The 20,691-nt window shown below is 63.9% G+C and carries 20 protein-coding genes; 15 read left to right on the top strand and 5 right to left on the bottom strand.

The window, feature by feature from the left end:
* Positions 1-82 precede the first annotated feature (82 nt).
* From FA94_RS32750 to ggt, 6 genes are all read left to right on the top strand, one after another.
* Positions 83-790, top strand: a complete 708-nt coding sequence (locus tag FA94_RS32750) for a CDP-alcohol phosphatidyltransferase family protein (protein ID WP_035559511.1) — start codon at positions 83-85, stop codon at positions 788-790.
* Positions 787-1,611 (top strand): HalD/BesD family halogenase, encoded by an 825-nt coding sequence (locus FA94_RS32745; protein ID WP_035559508.1) that lies wholly within the window; start codon positions 787-789, stop codon positions 1,609-1,611. Before FA94_RS32750 ends, FA94_RS32745 begins: the two co-directional genes overlap by 4 nt.
* Positions 1,608-2,627, top strand: a complete 1,020-nt coding sequence (locus FA94_RS32740; protein WP_035559505.1) for a flippase-like domain-containing protein — start codon at positions 1,608-1,610, stop codon at positions 2,625-2,627. Before FA94_RS32745 ends, FA94_RS32740 begins: the two co-directional genes overlap by 4 nt.
* Before the next feature lie 27 nt (positions 2,628-2,654).
* Positions 2,655-3,419: a phosphocholine cytidylyltransferase family protein gene (locus tag FA94_RS32735; RefSeq protein ID WP_035559502.1), complete on the top strand. Its 765-nt coding sequence runs from the start codon at positions 2,655-2,657 to the stop codon at positions 3,417-3,419.
* A 159-nt stretch (positions 3,420-3,578) separates the two neighbouring features.
* Positions 3,579-4,982, top strand: coding sequence for an MFS transporter (locus FA94_RS32730; RefSeq protein WP_035559499.1), 1,404 nt, complete (start codon positions 3,579-3,581; stop codon positions 4,980-4,982).
* A gap of 132 nt (positions 4,983-5,114) precedes the next feature.
* On the top strand, positions 5,115-6,848 hold the full coding sequence (gene ggt, locus FA94_RS32725; RefSeq protein WP_035559496.1) for a gamma-glutamyltransferase: 1,734 nt from the start codon (positions 5,115-5,117) through the stop codon (positions 6,846-6,848).
* Between the two features lie 109 nt (positions 6,849-6,957).
* Here the strand turns inward: ggt and FA94_RS32720 are convergent, their stop codons facing one another.
* Positions 6,958-8,019: a S1C family serine protease gene (locus tag FA94_RS32720; protein WP_035559492.1), complete on the bottom strand. Its 1,062-nt coding sequence runs from the start codon at positions 8,017-8,019 to the stop codon at positions 6,958-6,960.
* Positions 8,020-8,340: 321 nt separating this feature from the next.
* Here FA94_RS32720 and ppk2 point away from each other — a divergent pair, with 321 nt between their 5' ends.
* Complete coding sequence (gene ppk2 / locus FA94_RS32715; RefSeq protein WP_035559489.1) at positions 8,341-9,267, top strand: polyphosphate kinase 2; 927 nt, start codon at positions 8,341-8,343, stop codon at positions 9,265-9,267.
* A gap of 134 nt (positions 9,268-9,401) precedes the next feature.
* On the opposite strand, the gene FA94_RS32710 is transcribed toward ppk2, so the two are convergent.
* A complete protein-coding gene (locus FA94_RS32710) occupies positions 9,402-10,985 on the bottom strand; it encodes an inorganic phosphate transporter (RefSeq protein WP_035559485.1) in 1,584 nt (527 codons plus the stop codon).
* A 446-nt stretch (positions 10,986-11,431) separates the two neighbouring features.
* Here FA94_RS32710 and FA94_RS32705 point away from each other — a divergent pair, with 446 nt between their 5' ends.
* Positions 11,432-12,301, top strand: coding sequence for a CHAD domain-containing protein (locus FA94_RS32705; RefSeq protein WP_081936276.1), 870 nt, complete (start codon positions 11,432-11,434; stop codon positions 12,299-12,301).
* A 16-nt stretch (positions 12,302-12,317) separates the two neighbouring features.
* Here the strand turns inward: FA94_RS32705 and FA94_RS32700 are convergent, their stop codons facing one another.
* A complete protein-coding gene (locus FA94_RS32700) occupies positions 12,318-13,442 on the bottom strand; it encodes a VTT domain-containing protein (protein WP_035559480.1) in 1,125 nt (374 codons plus the stop codon).
* A 129-nt stretch (positions 13,443-13,571) separates the two neighbouring features.
* Here FA94_RS32700 and FA94_RS38925 point away from each other — a divergent pair, with 129 nt between their 5' ends.
* Positions 13,572-13,769, top strand: coding sequence for a hypothetical protein (locus FA94_RS38925; RefSeq protein ID WP_156126754.1), 198 nt, complete (start codon positions 13,572-13,574; stop codon positions 13,767-13,769).
* Positions 13,766-14,671 carry a DMT family transporter gene (locus FA94_RS32695; RefSeq protein WP_035559477.1) on the top strand — a complete coding sequence of 302 codons (906 nt, stop codon included), beginning with the start codon at positions 13,766-13,768 and terminating at the stop codon, positions 14,669-14,671. Before FA94_RS38925 ends, FA94_RS32695 begins: the two co-directional genes overlap by 4 nt.
* A 63-nt stretch (positions 14,672-14,734) precedes the next feature.
* On the opposite strand, the gene folE is transcribed toward FA94_RS32695, so the two are convergent.
* Entirely contained in the window at positions 14,735-15,373 is a 639-nt protein-coding gene (gene folE / locus FA94_RS32690; protein ID WP_035563780.1) for a GTP cyclohydrolase I FolE, read from the bottom strand.
* A 126-nt stretch (positions 15,374-15,499) separates the two neighbouring features.
* Positions 15,500-16,429 carry a LysR family transcriptional regulator gene (locus tag FA94_RS32685; protein ID WP_035559474.1) on the bottom strand — a complete coding sequence of 310 codons (930 nt, stop codon included), beginning with the start codon at positions 16,427-16,429 and terminating at the stop codon, positions 15,500-15,502.
* A gap of 279 nt (positions 16,430-16,708) precedes the next feature.
* Here FA94_RS32685 and FA94_RS32680 point away from each other — a divergent pair, with 279 nt between their 5' ends.
* From FA94_RS32680 to pcaC, 5 genes are read left to right on the top strand one after another with little or no spacing between them, the layout of a single operon-like run.
* Positions 16,709-17,407 carry a 3-oxoacid CoA-transferase subunit A gene (locus tag FA94_RS32680; RefSeq protein ID WP_035559471.1) on the top strand — a complete coding sequence of 233 codons (699 nt, stop codon included), beginning with the start codon at positions 16,709-16,711 and terminating at the stop codon, positions 17,405-17,407.
* 13 nt (positions 17,408-17,420) lie between these two features.
* Entirely contained in the window at positions 17,421-18,071 is a 651-nt protein-coding gene (locus FA94_RS32675; protein WP_035559470.1) for a 3-oxoacid CoA-transferase subunit B, read from the top strand.
* Between the two features lie 53 nt (positions 18,072-18,124).
* Complete coding sequence (locus FA94_RS32670) at positions 18,125-19,504, top strand: 3-carboxy-cis,cis-muconate cycloisomerase (RefSeq protein WP_035559467.1); 1,380 nt, start codon at positions 18,125-18,127, stop codon at positions 19,502-19,504.
* A gap of 5 nt (positions 19,505-19,509) precedes the next feature.
* Complete coding sequence (pcaD, locus tag FA94_RS32665) at positions 19,510-20,301, top strand: 3-oxoadipate enol-lactonase (RefSeq protein WP_035559464.1); 792 nt, start codon at positions 19,510-19,512, stop codon at positions 20,299-20,301.
* Positions 20,298-20,687 carry a 4-carboxymuconolactone decarboxylase gene (pcaC, locus tag FA94_RS32660; RefSeq protein ID WP_035559463.1) on the top strand — a complete coding sequence of 130 codons (390 nt, stop codon included), beginning with the start codon at positions 20,298-20,300 and terminating at the stop codon, positions 20,685-20,687. Before pcaD ends, pcaC begins: the two co-directional genes overlap by 4 nt.
* Positions 20,688-20,691 lie beyond the last annotated feature (4 nt).

The raw sequence follows: 20,691 nt of genomic DNA, 5'->3' as shown, positions 1-20,691 counted from the left end.
ACCTATCGCGGTAATGAACCCACCTCAAAGAAACGGCCGGGAAGAAAGCAATCTTTCTCGATCCCGTATATATTTCCGGGTTATGAATTCGCGACCCCAAACTCCAATTAACGTTCCGCCGCCCAGAACATGGGACGCGCGGCTCGCCCGCCGACTCGTGACTCCGCTTGTGAACACCTGGGTCACGCCGAACCACCTCACTACGCTGCGCCTGCTGATCGGGCTGGCGGGCGCGCTGTGCCTCGCGCACGGCGGTTTCGCGTGGGCCAATGGCGGCGCTTTCCTGATCGTGCTGTCGAATTTCGTCGACCATACGGACGGCGAGCTCGCGCGCATCGGCGGGAAGTCCAGCCGAATCGGTCATTTTTACGACCTCGCTTGCGACGCGGCCGTCACCGTCATGCTGTTCATCGGCATGGGAATGGGTGTGGGCGCCGCGCACATCGGCGGTCTGAAGGTTGAGCCGGGCTGGCTCGGCGCGCTGGCCGGCGTGGCCGTCGCGCTGATTTTCTTCCTGCGCATGCGCATCGAGGAAATGGCGGGCAAGGCGGGCACCAAGCAGGCCTCGGTCGGCGGTTTCGAAACCGAAGACGTGCTGTACCTGCTACCTATTGTCACGCTGACGAGCGTCGTCATGCCGTTCGTCGTGGTGGCGTCGATTGGCGCGCCGCTGTTCGCCGCGTGGGTGGTGATCGACTACTGGCGCGTGGCGCGCCGCGCCGCTGCCGCCGTCGCACCGGCCGTGGCCGCCAGCGCTGCCGAACCCCGTCAGATGTGGGCCAGCGAATGAGTACGCAAGCCAACGACGGCGTGATCGCCCCCGTTTCAGCCGACCGCTCGCCAGTTTCGGCGGCGCCTTCGGCGGCCGCGCCGAACGCGGACCGCGCGGTGTCAGGCCGCACGCGTACGTTCGACAACCCGCGTCTGCGTAAGGATTTCGCGGATCAGGGCGCGTTCCTCTATCTGGAAGATTTTCTCGCGCCGGAAGTCACCGCGCAGCTCGCCCACAGCGCGCGCTCACTGCTCGACGAAGTCAATCGCAACTACCTGCCGGGTCACAAGCAGGGCGGCAGCGTCAGCCGTCATACGATCGACCGCCTCGCGCCGTTCATCGCCGAGCTGTACCGCTCGAAGGAACTGCTCGGCTGGCTCGAGCAACTGAGCGGCGACAAACTGCAACTTTCGCCCGCCGACGACCCGCACGCGTACGCGTTGTACTACTACACGCGGCCGGGCGACCACATCGGCTGGCACTACGATACTTCGTACTATGACGGCCGCCGCTACACGCTGTTGCTCGGCGTGATCGACGAATCGTCGTGCCGGCTCGACTACGAGTTGCACACGCGCAATCCGGACGTGCCGGATCAACCCGGCTCGGTGCAGATTCCGCCGGGTGGCCTCGTGTTTTTCGACGGCGACAAGCTGCGCCATCGCATTACGCCGGCCAGCGCGAATGAAATCCGCGTGTCGCTGACGTTCGAATACGTGACCGACCCGAACATGCGGCCGTGGCGCCGCTTCATCTCGAACATGAAAGACGCGATCGCGTACTTCGGTTTCCGCCAGGTGTTCCGTCAGATGACCGCGCGCGGCAAGGATCGGTCGTGAGTCGCGCGGCTCTGATTCTGCTGTCGATCGGGACGGCGCTGTTTGTCGGCTTGCTCGCGTGGCAGGGTTTCGGTTCGATTGCGTCGACGCTGCTCGCCGCTGGCTGGGGGCTCGCGCTCGTCGCGCTGTTCCACGTCGTGCCGCTCGTGCTCGACGCCGGCGCGATCTCCGTGCTGTTCCGTCGTCGTCACGACGGCGTGCATCACGATCTGTCGCTGCGCGACGCGCTGTTCGGGCGCTGGGTCGGCGAGTCGGTGAATAGTCTGCTGCCGGCCGGCCAGATCGGCGGTCCGGTCGTCATGGTCCGGCAACTGTCGCAACGCGGCATGCGTATGCGCGACGCGGCCGCCGCGATCACCGTCAGCACCACGGCGCAAGCGCTTGCGCAAATCATCTTCGCGCTGGGCGGCCTGCTGCTGTTCGGCGCATACGCTGCGCACGGCGCGTTGCACGATCTGCAAACCGCCACACTGATCGCCACCGGCGTGCTGGGCGCGATGATCGTCGGTTTCTACTATGCGCAGCGGCGCGGCCTGTTCGGCCGCCTGCTCGGCGTGGTGTCGAAAGTGTTCGGCAAGCGTGACTGGTCTTCGCTAATGACCCGCGCCGAAGCCGTCGACGCCGCCGTGCAAGCCATGTACCGCGAGCGCGGCCGGGTGGCGGCAAGCTTCGCGTTGAGTCTGGCGGGCTGGATCGTCGGCACGGTCGAAGTATGGCTCGCGTTGCGCTTTCTCGGTCATCCGGTCGACTGGGTCGACGCGTTGCTGCTGGAGAGCCTGGGCCAGGCGATCCGCGGCGCAGCGTTTATGATTCCGGGTTCGCTCGGCGTGCAGGAAGGCGGATATCTGCTGCTCGCGCCGCTGGTCGGTTTGCCACCGGACGCGGCGCTGGCGTTGTCGCTGGCCAAGCGCGCGCGCGAAATCCTGTTAGGCTTGCCGGGCTTGCTGGTTTTGCACTTCAGCGAACGAAGCTGGCAACGGCGGCGCGCCACGGGGCGCGTGCCGGTTGTCGATTAAACTCCGTATTTTTTCAAAGGACCGCGCATGCGTGCCATCATTCTCGCAGCGGGCCTCGGCCTGCGTCTCCAGCAACCGCCGCAAGCTCAGTTCCCGAAGTGTCTGTTGCAGTTCGACGGCATGAGCCTGCTCGAGCGGCATCTGCAAATGCTCGAAACCGCCGGCGTGACGGACGTCGTCCTGGCGCTCGGCTTCCAGCCGGAGTCGGTGCAGGGAGAACTGGAGCGCATCAACTGGCCGCACAAGGTGGAAACCGTGCTGAACACGCGTTTCGATCTGGGCAGCGTGCTGACGGTGCACACGGTGGCCGATGCGTTGACGCGCGGCGGCGACGTGCTGCTGATGGACGCCGACGTGCTGTACGACGAGCGCATCCTGAACGCGCTGGTCGCGGGCGAGACGGTCAACCGTCTGTTGATCGACCGTGATTTCGAAGCCGGCGACGAACCCGTCAAGCTGTGTCTGAAAGACGGCGTGCCGGTCGAACTGCGCAAGCAGCTGGCCGTGAATCTCGACTACGACACGATCGGCGAATCGGTCGGCTTCTTCCGCTTCCGCCAGGAAACCGCGCAGCGTTTCGCGGAGATCGTGGCCGGCTATGTCGAAAGCGGTCGTGCCAACCTGCCGCACGAAGAAGCCGTGCGCGATCTGCTGCTGGAACGCACTCAGGTGTTCGACACCGCGGACGTCACCGGCGCACCCTGGATCGAGATCGACTTCCCGAACGACGTTGCGCGCGCAAGCACCGAGATTCTGCCGCAACTGCAACCGCTGGTTAGCGCGTCGCGCTAAGTCTTCTCCCGCGTCTTCGCCGAGCGAAGGCGGCACGATCAAAGAGCCGGTTCGATACCGGCTCTTTGCCGTTTACGGCTCGCACAACAACATGTGTTGCCGATGCGATGCCATAATCGACGCTTTACATCGACGGCCTTGCAACCCGTCGCCATGCCAATGCCTCTCGCTTTAGGCACTTTCATTGTTCCGCTGATCGTCGCGTGTGCGATGTTCATGGAAAACGTGGACGGCACGGTCATCGTGACGTCGCTGCCGGTTCTGGCGCGCGATCTCGGCCAGGATCCCATCACCCTCAAGCTGGCCGTCACGGCCTATGTGATCGGTCTCGGCGTATTCATTCCCATCTGCGGCTGGGTGGCCGACCGCTTCGGTTCTCGCACGGTGTTTCGCACGGCCATCGGCATTTTCATGGCCGGCTCGCTGATGTGCGCGGCCTCCACATCGCTGGGCATGTTCGTGATTGCGCGCTTCGTGCAAGGCATCGGCGGCGCGATGATGGTGCCGGTGGGGCGCATCATCATCTTCCGTTCGGTGCCGAAATCGGACTTCATTCGCGCGGTCAATTATCTGACGGTGCCGGCGCTGCTCGGGCCGGTGGTCGGGCCGCCGCTCGGCGGTTTCATTACCACCTATCTGCATTGGCGTTTGATCTTCTTCGTCAATATTCCTATCGGGCTGCTGGGCATCTGGTTGGCCAACAAGCACATCGCCAACGTGCGCGAAGCGCATCCCGGGCGGCTCGACTGGACCGGCTTCATTTTGTCAGCGGGCGGTGCGTCGCTGTTCATGCTGGGGCTCTCGCTGGTGGGCGGAGAACTGGTGTCGAACACGGTGTCGGTCAGCATGTGCGTGATCGGCGTGGTGCTGATCGTGCTGTATGTGCTGTACGCCAGTCGCGTCGAATTGCCGGTGCTCGACTTGCGCCTGCTGCGCATTCCGAGTTTTCACGCGAGCGTGGTCGGCGGCTCGCTATTCCGTATCGGTCTCGGTGCGGTGCCGTTTCTGTTGCCGCTCGCGTTGCAGGAAGGCCTCGGCATGACAGCCTTCAAGTCGGGGTCGATCACCTGCGCGTCCGCGTTCGGATCGATCTTCATGAAGGCGGCGGCGTCGCGCATACTCGAGCGTTTCGGTTTCCGCACCGTGCTGATGTTCAACGCGGGTTGCGCGGGTCTGGCGATCGCGGTCTACGGGCTGTTCTTTCCGGGCACGCCGCACTGGTTGATCTGGTGTGTCGTGCTGTTCGGCGGGTTCTTTCCGTCGTTGCAATTCACCTCGTTGAACACGCTCGCGTATGCGGATATTCCGAGCCGCGACGTTGGTCGTGCAACGAGTGTTGCGAGTGTGATCCAGCAGATTTCGTTAGGCCTCGGCGTGACGATCGCGGGTATCGTGCTGCAAATTTCGCATAACGTGCAGGGTCATTCGAGCATCGTGTTCTCCGATTTCTGGCCTGCGTTTATCGTGGTCGGACTGTTTTCGTTCATGTCGATTCCGATCACCGCGCGCCTGCCGCAAGGCGCCGGCGACGAGATCGCGCGCGGCAGTCGGGGCCGCGCGTAACGCCGGATTTTGCGTGCCGCAGCGTCCGTACTAAGGATTTTCGCGGCTTCGCAAAGGGGCGACTTGCATGTTATAAGCCCAAGGCAGCTTTCGTTCTCGTCAGGTGAAAGAGTCGTCTTTGGGGGATAGTCAATGAGGTTGTTCCGCAACGCCAAATCGTCCGCCAGCGGATTCGCGCTGGTCGCGCTCGTTTCAGTTTCAACCGGGTTTCTCGAGGCTACGCCCGCGGTCGCGAAGACCGCCGCGAAGAGCCAGCCGGCCATTCTCACGGCCTCCGCCATCGCGGTCGCGGACAAGTACAGCGCCGACGCCGCCGAACAGATCTTCAAGGAAGGCGGCAATGCCGTCGACGCGGCCGTCGCGATCGCCTTTACGCTCGCCGTGACGTATCCGGAAGCGGGCAACATCGGCGGCGGCGGGTTCATGACGCTGTATGTCGACGGCAAGCCGTACTTCCTCGACTATCGCGAACGCGCGCCGCTTGCCGCGACCAAAAACATGTATCTCGACGACAAGGGCGAGGTCATCAAAGGCATGAGCCTGTTCGGCTATCGCGCGGTGGGCGTGCCGGGCACCGTGGACGGCATGTGGCAGGCGCAGCGCCGTTTCGGCAAGCTCAAGTGGAAGCAGGTACTCGCACCGGCCATTCACTACGCGACCAACGGTTTTGAAGTCAGCCAGCAATTGCAGGAACGCCGCGACGCGTCCGCGAAAGACTTCGCCGGCAAGACCAACTTCGATACGTACTTCGGTAATCTGAAGGAAGGCGTCAACTTCAAGCAACCGGATCTCGCCGCCGTACTGCAGCGTATTTCGGATCAGGGCGCGAAAGACTTCTATCAGGGCAAGACGGCCGATCTGATCGCGGCGTCCATGCGCGGACACGGTCTGATTACGAAGGCCGACCTGCAGCAGTACAAGGCTGTCTGGCGTACACCGATCCAGGCCGACTGGAACGGCTATCGCGTGTACACCGCGCCGCCCCCGAGCTCGGGCGGTATCGGCCTTGTCCAGTTGCTGAAGATGAAGGCCGACCTCGCGCCTGACTTCAAGGACGTCACGCTCAATTCCGCGCAATACGTGCATCTGATCGCGGAAATCGAGAAGCGGGTCTTCGCGGACCGCGCGCAGTATCTCGGCGATCCCGACTTCTACAAGGTGCCGATCGCGCAATTGACCGACGACGCGTATCTCGCCAAACGCGCGGCCGAAGTCAATCCGAACACCCCGTCTGACACGAAGAGCGTGCAACCGGGTCTCGGCACGACCATGCCGGAGAAAGCCGAAACCACGCACTTCTCGGTGATCGACAAGTGGGGTAACGCGGTGTCGAATACGTACACCATCAACGGCTATTTCGGTTCGGGCGTGGTGGCGGATCGCACCGGCATCGTGCTGAACGACGAAATGGACGACTTCTCCGCGAAGCCGGGCGTGGCGAATATGTTCGGCGTGGTGGGCAGCGACGCGAATTCGATCGAGCCGAAGAAGCGTCCGCTGTCGTCGATGAGCCCGACCATTCTGACCAAAGACGGCAAGGTCTCACTGGTGATCGGCACGCCGGGCGGGTCGCGCATCTTCACGTCGATCTTCCAGGTGATCAACAACATTTACGACTTCAACATGCCGTTGCAGGACGCGGTGGCGGCGATGCGTTTCCATCATCAACTGTTGCCGCCGAACACGATCTTCTGGGAGCCCTACAAGCCGATCGAGGGCGAACTCGCCCAGCAGATCGAAGCCAAGGGTTATACGCTGAAGGGTCAGGATTTCAGCGGCGACATTCAGGCGATCAAGGTGAACGGCGATACGCCGGAAGCGGCAGCCGACCCGCGCGGCCGTGGTGTGACGCGGGTGATTCCGTAAGTGTCTGAGTGACCTATGGCGGTGCGGTTTTGCTGATGCGCCGCTGGTCGAAGATAGAAGGCCTCGCACTCGATTGAGCGCGAGGCCTTTTTTGTTCACACCCGCAAACTCAACTCGTCTGCTCGACCGGCGTCAACGTCAGTTCAAGCCGCTGTGCGCCGCGCAATACCGTCACGTTCACCGGTTTATCGATCCGCGATGCGTCGAGCGCGCGCTGCAGACCATCCACGTCCTGCACGGCGAGCGCGTCGATCGCGACGATCGTGTCGTCGGTACGCAAACCGCCGAGCGAGGCCGGGCTGCCTTTGACGATTTCCATCACGTAGACGCCGCTCTCCGAACTCAAGCCGAAATAGCGCTGCACGCGCCGCACGAGCGGCGTCGTGGTGCCGGCCACGCCGATATACGCACGCCGTACCCGGCCGTGCGTAAAGATCTGCATGATGACCCACTTGGCGGTATCGATTGCCGTGGCGAAACAGATGGCCTGCGCGCCGGGAATGATCGCGGTATTCACACCGATCACCTGGCCGGCGGAATTGATCAACGGACCGCCGGAATTGCCGGGATTCAGCGCGGCGTCGGTCTGGATCACGTCATAGATCATGCGGCCGGAGTTCGAGCGCAGCGAACGGCCGAGCGCCGACACGACGCCGGTCGTGACGGTTTGCGCGAGCCCAAGCGGATTACCGACCGCGATCGCAATCTGGCCGACACGCAGTTTCGACGATTCGCCGAGCTCGACATGCGGCAACGGCTCCGGCGAGCCGATCCGCAATACGGCGAGATCGCTGTCCGGATCGTCGCCGACCAGATCGGCGTCGAATTTCGCGCCGTCGGCCAGCGTGACCTGGATGTGCGTGGCGCCGTGCACGACGTGGCTATTGGTGAGCAGATAGCCGTCGGGCGTGAACAGAAAACCTGAACCGGTGCCGCCGCGCGCGCCGCGCTCACGGGCTCGCCCGTGCCCGTGCCCGGATGCCTCGCCGGGCAGCCTGCGTTCGACGGAAATGAAGGCGACTGCCTGCTGCACGCGCTCCAGCGCGCCGATCACGGTGCGGGAATAGGCGTCGAGTAGCGTGTCGTCAGATAAAGGATTGAGTGGATTCGGCCCGGGGGCGTCGGAGGCGGCGCGCGACAGGCCATCGATGAAGCGTGGGCGGCTTCCCATGGCGATGCTCCGGATAAACGGGTACGCAGATGCGGGGCATCGCCAACGTTTTCAAGTCCATGCAGCAGGCGGCGCCGGACGACGCCGCAAAAGTCGCTATCATGGATGAGGACAAGGTGAGCCGGCCCCGCATGCCCCGCAATCGTGCGCCTGTGTGCCCAAGTGCCGCTGTGCGCCCGTATGTGCCCATTGGCACCCACAGGGCGCCGAACTGCGGCTGCGGCGGTAACACGGCTGACACCTCGCGCTTCGATAATCGAACGCGTTCGCGTCGGACTTCTCGCCGCGCGCTTAACCATTTCCGTTGCCAGGAGAGCCGCAATGAAAGAGCTGGATCCGAGACCTGAAGCCGAAGTGCTCGCAGAGCGGCAACGCCGTTTCGAGGAAGACCTCATCGACGCCTACGACGAAGAGCTCGAAATGGAAGTCGACGACCGCATTATCGACGGCGCGGAAGGCTTCACGCCCGAGCATCGCGAAGCCCGCAAGATGTACTTCCGCGAGTTGTTCCGTCTGCAGGGCGAGCTCGTCAAACTGCAGGACTGGATCGTGCAGACCGGCCACCGCCTCGTGGTGATTTTCGAAGGGCGCGACGCGGCCGGCAAGGGCGGTGCGATCAAACGCATCACGCAGCGGCTCAATCCGCGCGTGTGCCGCGTCGCCGCGCTGCCGGCGCCGAACAACCGCGAACGCACGCAGTGGTATTTCCAGCGTTACGTTTCGCATCTGCCGGCAGGCGGCGAAATGGTGCTGTTCGACCGCAGTTGGTACAACCGCGCGGGTGTCGAGCGCGTGATGAATTTTTGCAGCGACGAAGAATACGAAGAGTTCTTCCGCTCGGTGCCGGAATTCGAAAAGATGCTGGCGCGCAGCGGCGTGCAGATTCTCAAATACTGGTTTTCGATTACCGACGAAGAGCAGGAGATCCGTTTCCAGAACCGCATTCACGATCCGCTGAAGCAGTGGAAGCTGAGCCCGATGGATCTGGAAAGCCGCCGTCGCTGGGAAGCGTACACGCAGGCGAAAGAAGTGATGCTGCAGCGCTCGCATATTCCCGAGGCGCCGTGGTGGGTCGTGCAGGCGGTCGACAAGAAGCGCGCGCGCCTGAACTGCATTCATCATTTGCTGAGCCAGATGCCGTATCACGAAGTTGAACATCCCGCGATCGAACTGCCGGCGCGTGTTCATAACGACGAATACAGCCGCCAGCCGGTGCCGACGTCGATGATCGTGCCCGAGCTTTACTAAGCACTAAGCGACCGAGCGCTTCCCGGCGCTCGGCACAAAGAAAAAGCGCGGCCTGTGAGCCGCGCTTTTTTTCATTCAGACTCGCCGATCCCGCGAACGTCAACGCGGACCGGCGGCTTCTTCAGAGACGCTCTTTAGAACAGCATCCGGAACACCCAATACAGGCCGGCAGCGAGTGCGATCGACACCGGCAGCGTCAGTACCCACGCGAGGATCAGGCTGCGCACGGTGCCCCATTGCAAGCCCGAGCCGTTGGCCGCCATCGTGCCCGCCACACCCGAGGACAACACGTGCGTCGTCGAAACCGGCAGGCCGTACATGTCGGCCGCGCCGATCGTCAGCATCGCGACGACTTCAGCCGACGCACCCTGTCCGTACGTCAGATGCTGCTTGCCGATCTTCTCGCCGACCGTCACGACAATGCGCTTCCAGCCGACCATCGTGCCGAGACCCAGCGCAATCGCCACCGCGACCTTCACCCACGTCGGAATGAACTTGGTGGCGTGATCGGTTTGCGACTTGAAGTTGTCGATGGCCTTGGCGTCTTCCGGTGCGAACGCCGGCTGTTTGGCCTTCTCCATCAGGCGGATGGCTTCGGAGGCCACGTACATGTTGTTGCGCACGTTATCGACGATGCCTTGCGGCACGGCGCTCATCGAGCCCGATTCTCCAACCTGGTGCGCGATCTGTTCCGTAAGTTGCTGCAATGCCGGCAACGTGACCGGTGCCAACTGACGGGTGCGGACATAGGCTTCGACGTCGCCACGCGGATTGGTCGACGGCGCGGCGCCTTGCGTGTACTTGCCGAGCGTCACCGACGCATGCTGTGCGACCGCAAGGTACGTTTGCGTTTCAGCCGGCGTGACCGCCTTGTTCAGCGCATACGCGGTCGGCACCGTGCCGATCAGGATCAGCATGATGAGGCCCATGCCCTTCTGACCGTCGTTCGAACCATGCGCGAACGACACGCCCGTACAGGTCAGAATCAGCAGGCTGCGAATCCAGAACGGCGGCGGTTCTTTGCCCTTCGGCTCGGCATACAGCGCGGGAATCCGCACCACGGCTTTCAGCACCAGCAGCAGCAAAGCCGACGCGAGAAAGCCCACCAGCGGCGAAAACAGCAGCGACTTGCCGACGCCGAGCGCCTGGTTCCAGTCCACGCCGCTGGTGCCGTTCGCGCCGTGCATCAGCTGATTCATCAGACCAACGCCGATGATCGAGCCGATCAGCGTGTGCGAGCTCGACGACGGCAGACCGAAATACCACGTGCCGAGGTTCCAGATGATCGCGGCGATCAACAGCGCGAAGACCATGGCGAAACCGGCGCTGCTGCCCACCTGCAAGATCAGTTCGACAGGCAGCAGTTGCAGCACGCCGAATGCGACCGCGCCGGTCGAGGTCAGCACGCCGAGGAAATTCCACGTACCCGACCACACCACCGCGAGGTTCGGTGCGAGCGAATGCGTGTAGATCACCGTGGCGACCGCGTTGGCGGTGTCATGGAAACCGTTGACGAATTCGAAACCGAGCGCGATCAGCAGTGCGACGCCGAGGAGCAGATACGGTAGAACCGACCCCTCGCGGACAGGTTGCAGATCGTCCACCAGATGCATGGCGCAGTAAGCGGCGCCGATAGCGATAACCGCGAAGAAGATGAGGAGGCTGAGATTGCGGCCTTTAGCAGCGGTGCCCGGTTGCGGATACGAAAGTTCCGGCATGACTTGTGCCCCAAAAATTGTTTGTCGCGGAACTACCGATCCTGCGGGGCGAGTGTGTCGTAACGATGACAACGACATGACGCCCCGGTGGGACCTATATCGCGCGGGAAGGCACGCGGGTAAAGGCTGCGGGCCATTTCGATGAACGCTTGACTGAAAGCTGGCGAACATCGATTGTCAGATGTCCGAAAACAACTGCATGTTGTTTGCATGCATGTCACGCGAGTGACGGGCGCGGATTTTTTGCATTCGCGCGAGCGGTGACGCGTATGTTGAAGATAGTCGGTGATACGGCGTCGCGCTATCGAACGCGGTAAAAATATCTTCCTGTCTGGCGTAAGGGTCGTGCACTTTCTCCCGAATCGTGCCGCGGCGAACGCGCGCGCCAAGCCCCACTGGGTTCTTTTTTTGCTACGCTCCAGAGAGGAACGGAAAAAGGGGCGCCAATGAACCGAGAGCACCGGAAAATGGACAAGCACGCCGCCGACAGCGAAGCGGGCGGCGCGGAAACTTCGGCGCAGGCCGCTTTCACGGCCTACGCCGAGCCGCTCGTCAACGAAGCGATCGAAGAGGGCAAAGCGGTTCGCGAGGACGCCTCGCCCGAAGCGCTGCACAAGTTCCGCGTGTCGCTGCGGCGTCTGCGCTCCCTTTGGTGGGCCTTCCAGCCCTTGCTGGAAAAAGCCGAGAACACGCGCCAACGCGCGCTATATAAGTACCTGGCCACGGCCGCCGGCAAGACGCGCGACTGGGACATCCTGGGCGAGTTGCTGAGCCGCAGGAAAAGCGCCGCGAGCGGCCTCGCGCCCAGGCTTCAGCAAGCACGCGACGACGCCCTGGCCACTAGCCGGGAAACGCTATCGAATGCGGACGTCAAGCATTTGCTGCGCGAGGCGTTGAGCAGTGCCGCCAAGGAATTGAATACCGCGCCCGAGCGCGTGCCGCTGCAGGAATTTGCCAATCAACGCGTGGCGGCTTCCGAGCGCGCGTTGAAGAAGCGCATGAAGCGCGCGCGCCGGGCAAAGCGCGCCAACTACACGGCCTTTCACGATGTCAGAAAAGAAGGCAAGAAACTGCGCTATCTGCTGGAGTTCTTCGCGCCGGTGCTGAGCGGCGGGCATAAGCGCACGCTCAAGCGTTTGAAGCAGATTCAGAAACGCTTCGGGACGCTAAACGATATCGTCGCCAGCGAAATGCTGTTGCGTGACAACACCGCGTTGCTCGCCGACGTCGGCGACACCGACGCGGCGCTTCACTGGCTGAAGAAAGAACGCAAACGGCGGATGCGCTCGGCCGCCAGTCTGCTGCGCAATCGCTGAGACCGAGCCGCGCGGATTACGTGCTTTGACTGCGGCGCGGCGCGAAGCCGCGCAGCGTGATCGCGCTGCGGCTTTCGTTTTGAGTATCGTGCGTGTCCTGAATGTCCTGAATGTCGCAAAAGTTGCCGCGCGTGCCGTTGGCTTCGTCGCCGTGCGGCTGTGGTTGCGGTGGTCGTTTGCCGGTGCTCAATTCGTCGGGCGGCCCGAGCGGCTCGACAGGAAAACCGCGCCGTTGCCATGCATCCAGCCCACCTCTCAACGCACGAATCCGCGTATAGCCGCCTAGCCGCATGCGCTGCGTGATTTCCACCGCGGTCGCGCTGTCCGGGCAAATGCAGTAAATCACCATGTCGTACGCACGAAGCGCAACGTCGATCTGCTCGGTCGAGCGCGGATCGAGGGCGAGCGCGCCGGGAATCGTGCGCTGCGTGTCGAGTGCGAGGGCTTGCGGACGGGCGTCGAGTACCTTGGGCGGCACGATTCGCCGCCAGCCGCGAGGCGCGTCTTGCGCTGCCTCCGCCGATGCCACCCGCGCGAATCGCCGCCGCTCACGACGTCGCTGTTGCACCCGGTAGAGCAGATAGACGAGCGCGGCGCCCAGCAGAATATCGATCACCGTACCGCCGCGCGCCTTCACCAGGTCGAGCAGCATGTGCAACTGCCGTTCCGCCGCCGCGCCGCCGAGCAGCCAGAAGTTGGCCCACGCCAGCACGCCCACCAGATCCCAGACAGCATAGATACGCGTGTCGACGGCTGTCGTGCCCATCAGCGGCGGGGTGATCAGCGCGAGGCCGGGGACGAACTTCGAGATCGACACGAGCGGCACGCCGAAGCGCTCGAACAGCGAGCGCGCTTTGTCGACCTTGGAATCGATCGCGGGCGAGAGTCGGCCGAGCGCGGCCATCAGCTTGCGGCCATACAGACGGCCGGCGGCGAACCACGCGGCGTCGCCGATCAGCGCGCCGAGCACCGCGGCGCACAGGATCGGCCAGAACGACAGCGTGCCGGCGGCGATCGCGGAGCCGGCGAAAAGCAGCACGGGCACCGCGGGAATCGGCACGCCGAGGCGCGTCAACAGGACGTTGATGAACACGAACGCGCCACCCCAGGTTGCCACCGCCGAAGACGGAAACTCTACCAATTGAGCAGCTCCTGTTATTGCGTTTGGGCCGGCTTGAAGCGGCCTTCGTTAGTGTGCCTGCAAAGTGCGTTCCCGACGGGCGTGATGGCCGACATGGGTGTTTCGTGCGCGCGGCCAACGCGTCCGACCTTGCTGAGCATACTCGATGAGTTCGACGCCGGGGCCTATGCCTATGCCGATCCCGATCCGCTCTCCCGCACGCTCATCGATCCGCTCATCAACACGCTGCAATTTCGTTCAAGACCGCTCGCCCGCCGCGCACCTATTCTGCCTGCTCGTTTCAACGTATCCACGAACAGGAATAACAGGAATAGGACGGCACCATGAATTCGCGGCATCTCGGATACCTGTTTTGCGCACTGGCGATGCTCGGCGTCGGCAGCACGGTGGTGGTCAGCAAATCGATCGCGGCCGGCTTGCCGCCGTTCAGTGCGACCGCGCTGCGCTTCGCGATCGCGTTTCCGTTGTTCGTGCTGGTCATGCGCTGGCGCGGCGTGCGCTGGCCGCGTCTGGATCGCCACGATACCTTGCTCGTGATCGCCCAGGCCGGCGCGGGCAGCGTCGGTTATACGGTGCTGCTGATCAGCGGCATGAAACTCGCGTCCGCTGCGGACGCCGGCGTGATTGCCGGCACCTTGCCCGCGGTGTCGGCGGGCGTGGCGATGCTCGCGCTCGGCGAGCGCCCGGCGCCGGCCTTGATCGGCGCGATCCTGCTGGCCACGGCGGGTGTGCTGGTGTGTACCGTCCATCCCGACGATTTCACGGCGCCGCATGCGGCGGGTTCGCTGATGGGCAATGCGCTGGTGTTCGCGGCGATTGTCTGCGAGGCGCTTTTCATTCTGCTCAATCGCAAGCTGCACCAGCCGGTCGCGCCGCTGCCGCTGTCGGCGTTGATGTGCGGGATCGGTTTCGCGGTTGCGATCGCGCCCGCCTGCTTCGAGAAACCGTGGATGCTGCCGGTCGACGCGCACGCGCTGGCCGGCGTGCTGTACTACGCGCTGGTGCCGACGGTGGCGGGTTTCGTGCTCTGGTATGCGGGCGCCGCGCGGATCAGCGGCGCGGAGGCCGGATTGATGACCGCGCTGGTGCCGGTCAGCGCGGTGGCCCTGGCGGCGCTCGCGTTGCGCGAGCCGGTCAGCGCGGCGCAACTGACGGGCGTGGCGTGCGTGCTCGGCGCGGTGTTGCTCGCCACGTTGGGCCGGATGGGCGCCGCACGAAGCACGGCGTGAAGCAGCGAAAGAGGCAACGCATGAGGCACGGCCTGAAGCACGGCCGCCCATTCCCGCGACGTATTACGTATTGGCCACCGCCACCACGCCCGGATTCCCCACGATCGACAGAAACTCGCGACGGGTCGACGGATCGGAGCGGAACGTGCCCAGCATGCGCGACGTGACCATCGTTACGCCGGCCTTGTGGACGCCGCGCGTCGACATGCACTGGTGAGCCGCTTCGAGAATCACGCCGACGCCCGCCGGTTGCAGCACTTCGTTCAGCGTGTCGGCGATCTGCACCGTCATCTTTTCCTGAATCTGCAGGCGCTTGGCGAAGGCATCGACGAGACGCGCCAGCTTCGAAATGCCGACCACCCGATGCTGGGGTAGATACGCCACATGCGCGCGCCCGATGATCGGCACCATGTGATGCTCGCAATAGCTTTCGAAGCGGATGTCTTTCAGCACGATCATTTCGTCGTAGCCGTCCACTTCGGAGAAGGTGCGGGCCAGGATCTCGCGCGGATCGACCTGATAGCCCGCGTAGAACTCCTCATAGGAGCGCACCACGCGCGCCGGCGTATCGATCAGGCCTTCACGCGCCGGATCGTCGCCGGCCCAACGCAGCAGCACGCGAACGGCCGCTTCGGCTTCTTCGCGGCTCGGGCGGTCCGCGTTCGCCGCGGGTTGGGTTTTTTCTGCCTTGCTGCTGGTCATGCGGTGTTCCTCCGGGAGCGCGCGTTGCCGCTGCTGCTGGCGCGCGGGGTCAATGAGTGCGGCCATTGTTCCATGTTTTATGCCGTTTCGTGCCGATCACCCTGATCGCTGTCGGGGCGCAGGCGACTACTTCGGCCACTCGTCCATCGCGTCGTTGAACAGTTCGGCGACCACGCCGCGCAGCCAGCTCGCGCGCGGATCGTTATGAAACTTGCGATGCCAGTGCTGCCGCAGATCGAAACGCGGCAAGGGCAGCGGCGGTTCGACCAGCGTGATCGACGCATGCTCGGACACGTACGCGAAACCGATCGCATGCGGCACGGTCGCCAGCAGATCGGTGCGCGCGAGGATGAACGGCAGGCTCATGAAATGCGGCGTTTCGAGCACGGCACGCCGCTTGATGCGCTTTTTCTCCAGGAATTGCTCCAGCACTTCCTGGCTGCGTCCTTCGGCACGGACGACGGCGTGGCCCGCCGCCACGAACTGCGCGAGCGTGAGCGGCGCCTTCGCGAGCGGATGACCGGCGCGCATCAGGCAGATGAAACGATGGGTGAAGAGCCGTTGCTGGAAGAAGTTGTTGCCTGCCAGATCCGGGAAATAGCCGACCGCCAGGTCGACATCGCCCGATTCGAGCCCGCGTTCCACGTTCGACGGCGACAGCGTTACCGAGCGCAGATTCGCGAACGGCGCGCGCTCCGCAAAGAGTTGCAGCAGGCGCGGCAGAAAGACAATCTCGCCGACATCGGAAAGCGCGATCGAAAAGGTGTGCGTGCTGGTGTCCGGATCGAAGTCCTGGACGTCGAGCATGCCTTTCTCGATTCGCAGCAACGCGTCGCGGGCGGCCGGCAGGATGGCGAGCGCGCGCGGCGTCGGCTCCATGCCTCTGGACGTACGCACGAACAGCGGATCGTCGAAGTATTCGCGCAGCCGTCCCAGCGCGGTGCTCACGCGCGGTTGGCTGACGCCGAGCTGCTCGGCGGCGCGGCTGACGTTGCGCGTGTCTTCCATCGCGACCAGAAAGGGGATCAGGTTCAGATCCAGGTTTGTTTCGGACATGCTCGATTGGGCCTGCAGCGGTGCGCGTGATGGATTATTGGCTTATCGGCATAGAGGGTAGTCCAAAAATCTCGTCTGCGGATAATCGGGCTGGTTCGTTGAAGGCCGGAACCGCGGGTCAAGGGGAATCCCCTGCCTTGACAATGCGGCCGAAGCGCAACCATAATTGCCATAACGTTCGCTAAACGAATCCATGTTCACAGAACGAACAAATCGCGAGTGAACACACCGGCAAGGCGGCAGCCCAGCGGCACGCAGCGTTCCCAAAGGAAATTCGACATGATCAACAAGATTTTCGAGTCACTTGAATCGGCCGTCGCCGATGTCCACGACGGCGCGACCGTCATGATCGGCGGCTTCGGCACGGCCGGCATGCCGTCGGAGCTGATCGATGCGCTGATCGAACGGGGCGCGCGCGAGCTGACCATCGTCAACAACAACGCGGGCAATGGCGACATCGGCCTCGCCGCGCTGCTCAAAGCCAGGCGCGTGCGCAAGATCATCTGTTCGTTTCCGCGTCAAACCGATTCGTATGTGTTCGACGCGCTGTATCGCGCCGGTGAAATCGAACTCGAACTGGTGCCGCAGGGCAATCTCGCGGAACGGATTCGCGCGGCCGGTGCGGGCATTGGCGGCTTTTTCACCCCGACCGCTTACGGCACGCGGCTCGCCGAAGGCAAGGAAACCCGTCTGATCGACGGTAAGCATTACGTGCTGGAGTCCCCGCTGCATGCGGACTTCGCGCTGATCAAAGCGTATAAGGGCGACCGCTGGGGCAATCTCACGTATCGCAAGACGGCGCGCAATTTCGGCCCGATCATGGCCAGCGCGGCGAAAACCGCGATCGTGCAGGTGTCGCAAGTGGTGCCGCTCGGCGAACTCGATCCGGAAGTGATCGTCACGCCCGGCATCTTCGTGCAACGTGTCATTGAAGTGCCGCAGGCGGCGCATCAAACCGCTGCCGCCACCGCCGCCTGACCCGGAGACCGACATGAAAAAACTGACTCGCGATGAAATGGCCAAGCGCGTTGCGCTGGATATCCCCGAAGGCGCCTACGTGAACCTCGGCATCGGCGTGCCCACGCTGGTGGCCAACCACCTCGCCGCCGACAAGGAAATCTTCCTGCATAGCGAAAACGGCCTGCTCGGCATGGGCCCGGCGCCCGCCAAGGGCGACGAAGACGACGAACTGATCAACGCCGGCAAGCAGCACGTCACGCTGCTCACGGGCGGCGCGTACTTTCACCATGCCGATTCGTTCGCGATGATGCGCGGCGGCCACCTCGATTTCTGCGTGCTCGGCGCGTTCCAGGTCTCGGCCAAAGGCGATCTGGCGAACTGGCACACCGGCGCGCCGGACGCGATTCCGGCCGTGGGCGGCGCAATGGATCTGGCGATCGGCGCAAAGCAGGTGTACGTGATGATGGAGCACCTGACCAAGCAGGGCGAGAGCAAGATCGCCGCCGAATGCACCTATCCGGTCACGGGCATTGCGTGCGTGGACCGTATCTATACGGACCTCGCGATGATCGACGTGACGGATCAAGGCCTCGTGGTGCGCGAGATTTTCTCGGATATCGATTTCGACGCGCTGCACAAGCTGACCGGCGTGCCGCTGATCGACGGGACGCAAGCGGCGTAAGCGACGCAGGCGGGTTAAGCTTCACTCCGATCCCTCCGAACCTCGACGCCATCATGCTCGACTCCAGCGCCCGTCTGACCGGCCTTCTCTGCGGCACGCAGCCGATGAACGACCTCTGGTCACCGCGCGCCACGCTGCAACGCATGCTCGACGTCGAAGCGGCGCTGGCGCGTGCATCGGCGGCACATCAGGTGATTCCCGCTACGGCGGTGCCCGCGATCGAAGCCGCTTGCCAGGCCGATCAACTCGACGCCGAGGCCCTCGCGCGCGACGCCGCGCTCGGCGGCAACCTCGCGATTCCGCTCGTCAAGCAACTGACCGCGTGCGTCAAAGCCGCCGACGCCGAAGCGTCGAAATACGTGCATTGGGGCGCAACGAGCCAGGACATTATCGACACGGCGACAATGCTGCAATTGCGCGACACCTTCGCCTTGCTCGACCAGGGTTTGCACGCCACGTGCGACGCGGTGGCGAAACTCGCGGCCACGCATCGCGCAACACCGATGATCGGCCGCACGTGGTTGCAGCAGGCGCTGCCCATCACGCTCGGCCTGAAATTCGCGCAATGGCTCGACGCGTTGCTGCGGCATCGCGAACGGCTCGATGCCTTGCGTGCTCGCGTGCTCGTGCTGCAATTCGGCGGCGCGGCCGGCACGCTGGCGAGTCTGCGCGACGCCGCGCCGCGCGTCACCGAATCGCTCGCGCAAGAACTCGGCCTCGCCGCGCCCACTTTGCCGTGGCATACGCAGCGCGACCGCATCGCCGAAACGGCGGCGTTCTTCGGCATGCTGATCGGCACGCTCGGCAAGATCGCGCGCGACGTCTCGCTGCAAATGCAAACCGAAATCGATGAACTGGCCGAACCGGCCGCCGCGGGCAAGGGCGGTTCGTCGACCATGCCGCACAAGCGCAACCCGGTTGGCTGCGCCGCCGTGCTGACGGCCGCGACACGCGCGCCAGGGCTCGTCGCCACGGTATTCGCCGGCATGGTCCAGGAGCACGAGCGCGCGCTCGGCGGCTGGCAGGCGGAGTGGGACGCGCTGCCGGACCTCGCGCGCCTCGCGGGCGGCGCGCTCGCTAACATCGAACAGATCGCCGCCGGACTGAACGTGAACGTGCCGCGCCTCGCCGCGAATCTCGGTGTTACACGTGGTCTGATTCTCGGCGAAGCGGTGATGCTCGCGCTCGGCGACAGCATCGGCCGGCTCGACGCGCATCATCTGGTTGAGCGCGCATCGAAGGCGGCGATTCGCGACGGGCAAACACTGTTCGACGTGCTCGCCGCGGATCCGGCTGTTACCGAACATCTGCCGATCGAGCGGCTGAAGCAGTTGCTCGATCCCGCACACTACGTCGGCCAGGCCCACGCTTATGTGGACGCCGTGCTGGCACTTCACACCACGGGCGCACAGCGCGCCCCATCCAGGGAGTAACGGGCATGCCTTACGCCGCAGTCAACGGCACCGAGCTTCACTATCGAATCGACGGCGACCGTCACGGCAACGCGCCGTGGATCGTGCTGTCGAATTCGCTCGGCAGCGATCTGTCCATGTGGACGCCGCAGGTCGCGGCGCTGTCCCGCCAGTTTCGCGTGCTGCGCTACGACACGCGCGGGCATGGACACTCCGAAGCGCCGAAGGGTCCGTACACGATCGACCAATTAACCGGCGACGTGCTCGGCCTGATGGACACGCTGAAGATCGCCCGCGCGAATTTTTGCGGACTGTCGATGGGCGGCCTGACCGGCGTCGCGTTGGCCGCGCGTCACGCGGACCGGTTCGAGCGCGTCGTGCTGTGCAATACGGCGGCGCGTATCGGCTCGCCGGAAGTGTGGGTGCCGCGTGCCGCGAGAGCGCGTAGCGAAGGCATGCTCGCACTCGCCGACGCGGTCTTGCCGCGCTGGTTCACGGCGGAGTACATCGAGCGTGAGCCGGTAGTGCTCGCCATGATCCGCGACGTCTTCGTGCACACCGACAAGGAAGGCTACGCCTCCAATTGCGACGCGATCGACGCCACCGATCTGCGTCCCGAAACCGCCGGCATCAAACTGCCTACGCTGGTGATCAGCGGCACGCACGACCTTGCCGCCACGCCGGCGCAAGGCCGCGAGCTGGCGGCGTCGATTCCGGGCGCGCGTTACGTCGAACTGGACGCCTCGCACATTTCCAACATCGAGCAAGTCGACGCGTTCACGAAGACCGTGCTCGACTTTCTGACGGAGGCGAAATGAACGACGAAGATCGCTACGAAGCGGGACTCGACGTGCGCCGCGCGGTGCTGGGGAGCGCGCACGTCGATCGTTCGCTGGCGAACCGCACGGAGCTGACGGAAGAATTCCAGAACCTGATCACGCGCTACGCGTGGGGCGAAATCTGGACGCGCGAGGGCTTGCCGCGTCACACGCGCAGTCTGCTGACCATCGCGATGATGGTGGCGCTCAATCGCAGCGAAGAGCTGGCGTTGCACCTGCGCGCCGCGAAGAACAATGGCGTGACGCGCGAGCAGATCAAGGAAGTGCTGTTGCAAACCGCAATTTATTGCGGCGTGCCGGCGGCGAACTCGGCGTTCCATCTCGCCGACAAACTGTTCCGCGAAGACGATGCGGCGGCGCCTTAACGCT

The organism is Burkholderia sp. 9120 (genome assembly GCF_000745015.1).
Taxonomy (GTDB): domain Bacteria; phylum Pseudomonadota; class Gammaproteobacteria; order Burkholderiales; family Burkholderiaceae; genus Paraburkholderia.
Note: the sequence above shows the minus strand (reverse complement) of the source record. Positions and strands in the feature narration are given on the sequence as shown.

Excerpts from the sequence above, each read along its gene's own strand:
- pcaC (WP_035559463.1), top strand. The coding sequence starts at position 20,298 with ATGAACGACGAAGATCGCTACGAAGCGGGACTCGACGTGCGCCGCGCG.
- pcaD (WP_035559464.1), top strand. The coding sequence starts at position 19,510 with ATGCCTTACGCCGCAGTCAACGGCACCGAGCTTCACTATCGAATCGAC.
- FA94_RS32670 (WP_035559467.1), top strand. The coding sequence starts at position 18,125 with ATGCTCGACTCCAGCGCCCGTCTGACCGGCCTTCTCTGCGGCACGCAG.
- ggt (WP_035559496.1), top strand. The coding sequence starts at position 5,115 with ATGAGGTTGTTCCGCAACGCCAAATCGTCCGCCAGCGGATTCGCGCTG.
- FA94_RS32675 (WP_035559470.1), top strand. The coding sequence starts at position 17,421 with ATGAAAAAACTGACTCGCGATGAAATGGCCAAGCGCGTTGCGCTGGAT.
- FA94_RS32705 (WP_081936276.1), top strand. The coding sequence starts at position 11,432 with ATGAACCGAGAGCACCGGAAAATGGACAAGCACGCCGCCGACAGCGAA.
- ppk2 (WP_035559489.1), top strand. The coding sequence starts at position 8,341 with ATGAAAGAGCTGGATCCGAGACCTGAAGCCGAAGTGCTCGCAGAGCGG.
- FA94_RS32720 (WP_035559492.1), bottom strand. The coding sequence starts at position 8,019 with ATGGGAAGCCGCCCACGCTTCATCGATGGCCTGTCGCGCGCCGCCTCC.
- FA94_RS32710 (WP_035559485.1), bottom strand. The coding sequence starts at position 10,985 with ATGCCGGAACTTTCGTATCCGCAACCGGGCACCGCTGCTAAAGGCCGC.
- FA94_RS32685 (WP_035559474.1), bottom strand. The coding sequence starts at position 16,429 with ATGTCCGAAACAAACCTGGATCTGAACCTGATCCCCTTTCTGGTCGCG.
- FA94_RS32730 (WP_035559499.1), top strand. The coding sequence starts at position 3,579 with ATGCCTCTCGCTTTAGGCACTTTCATTGTTCCGCTGATCGTCGCGTGT.
- FA94_RS32680 (WP_035559471.1), top strand. The coding sequence starts at position 16,709 with ATGATCAACAAGATTTTCGAGTCACTTGAATCGGCCGTCGCCGATGTC.
- FA94_RS32750 (WP_035559511.1), top strand. The coding sequence starts at position 83 with ATGAATTCGCGACCCCAAACTCCAATTAACGTTCCGCCGCCCAGAACA.
- FA94_RS32745 (WP_035559508.1), top strand. The coding sequence starts at position 787 with ATGAGTACGCAAGCCAACGACGGCGTGATCGCCCCCGTTTCAGCCGAC.
- FA94_RS32695 (WP_035559477.1), top strand. The coding sequence starts at position 13,766 with ATGAATTCGCGGCATCTCGGATACCTGTTTTGCGCACTGGCGATGCTC.
- folE (WP_035563780.1), bottom strand. The coding sequence starts at position 15,373 with ATGACCAGCAGCAAGGCAGAAAAAACCCAACCCGCGGCGAACGCGGAC.
- FA94_RS32735 (WP_035559502.1), top strand. The coding sequence starts at position 2,655 with ATGCGTGCCATCATTCTCGCAGCGGGCCTCGGCCTGCGTCTCCAGCAA.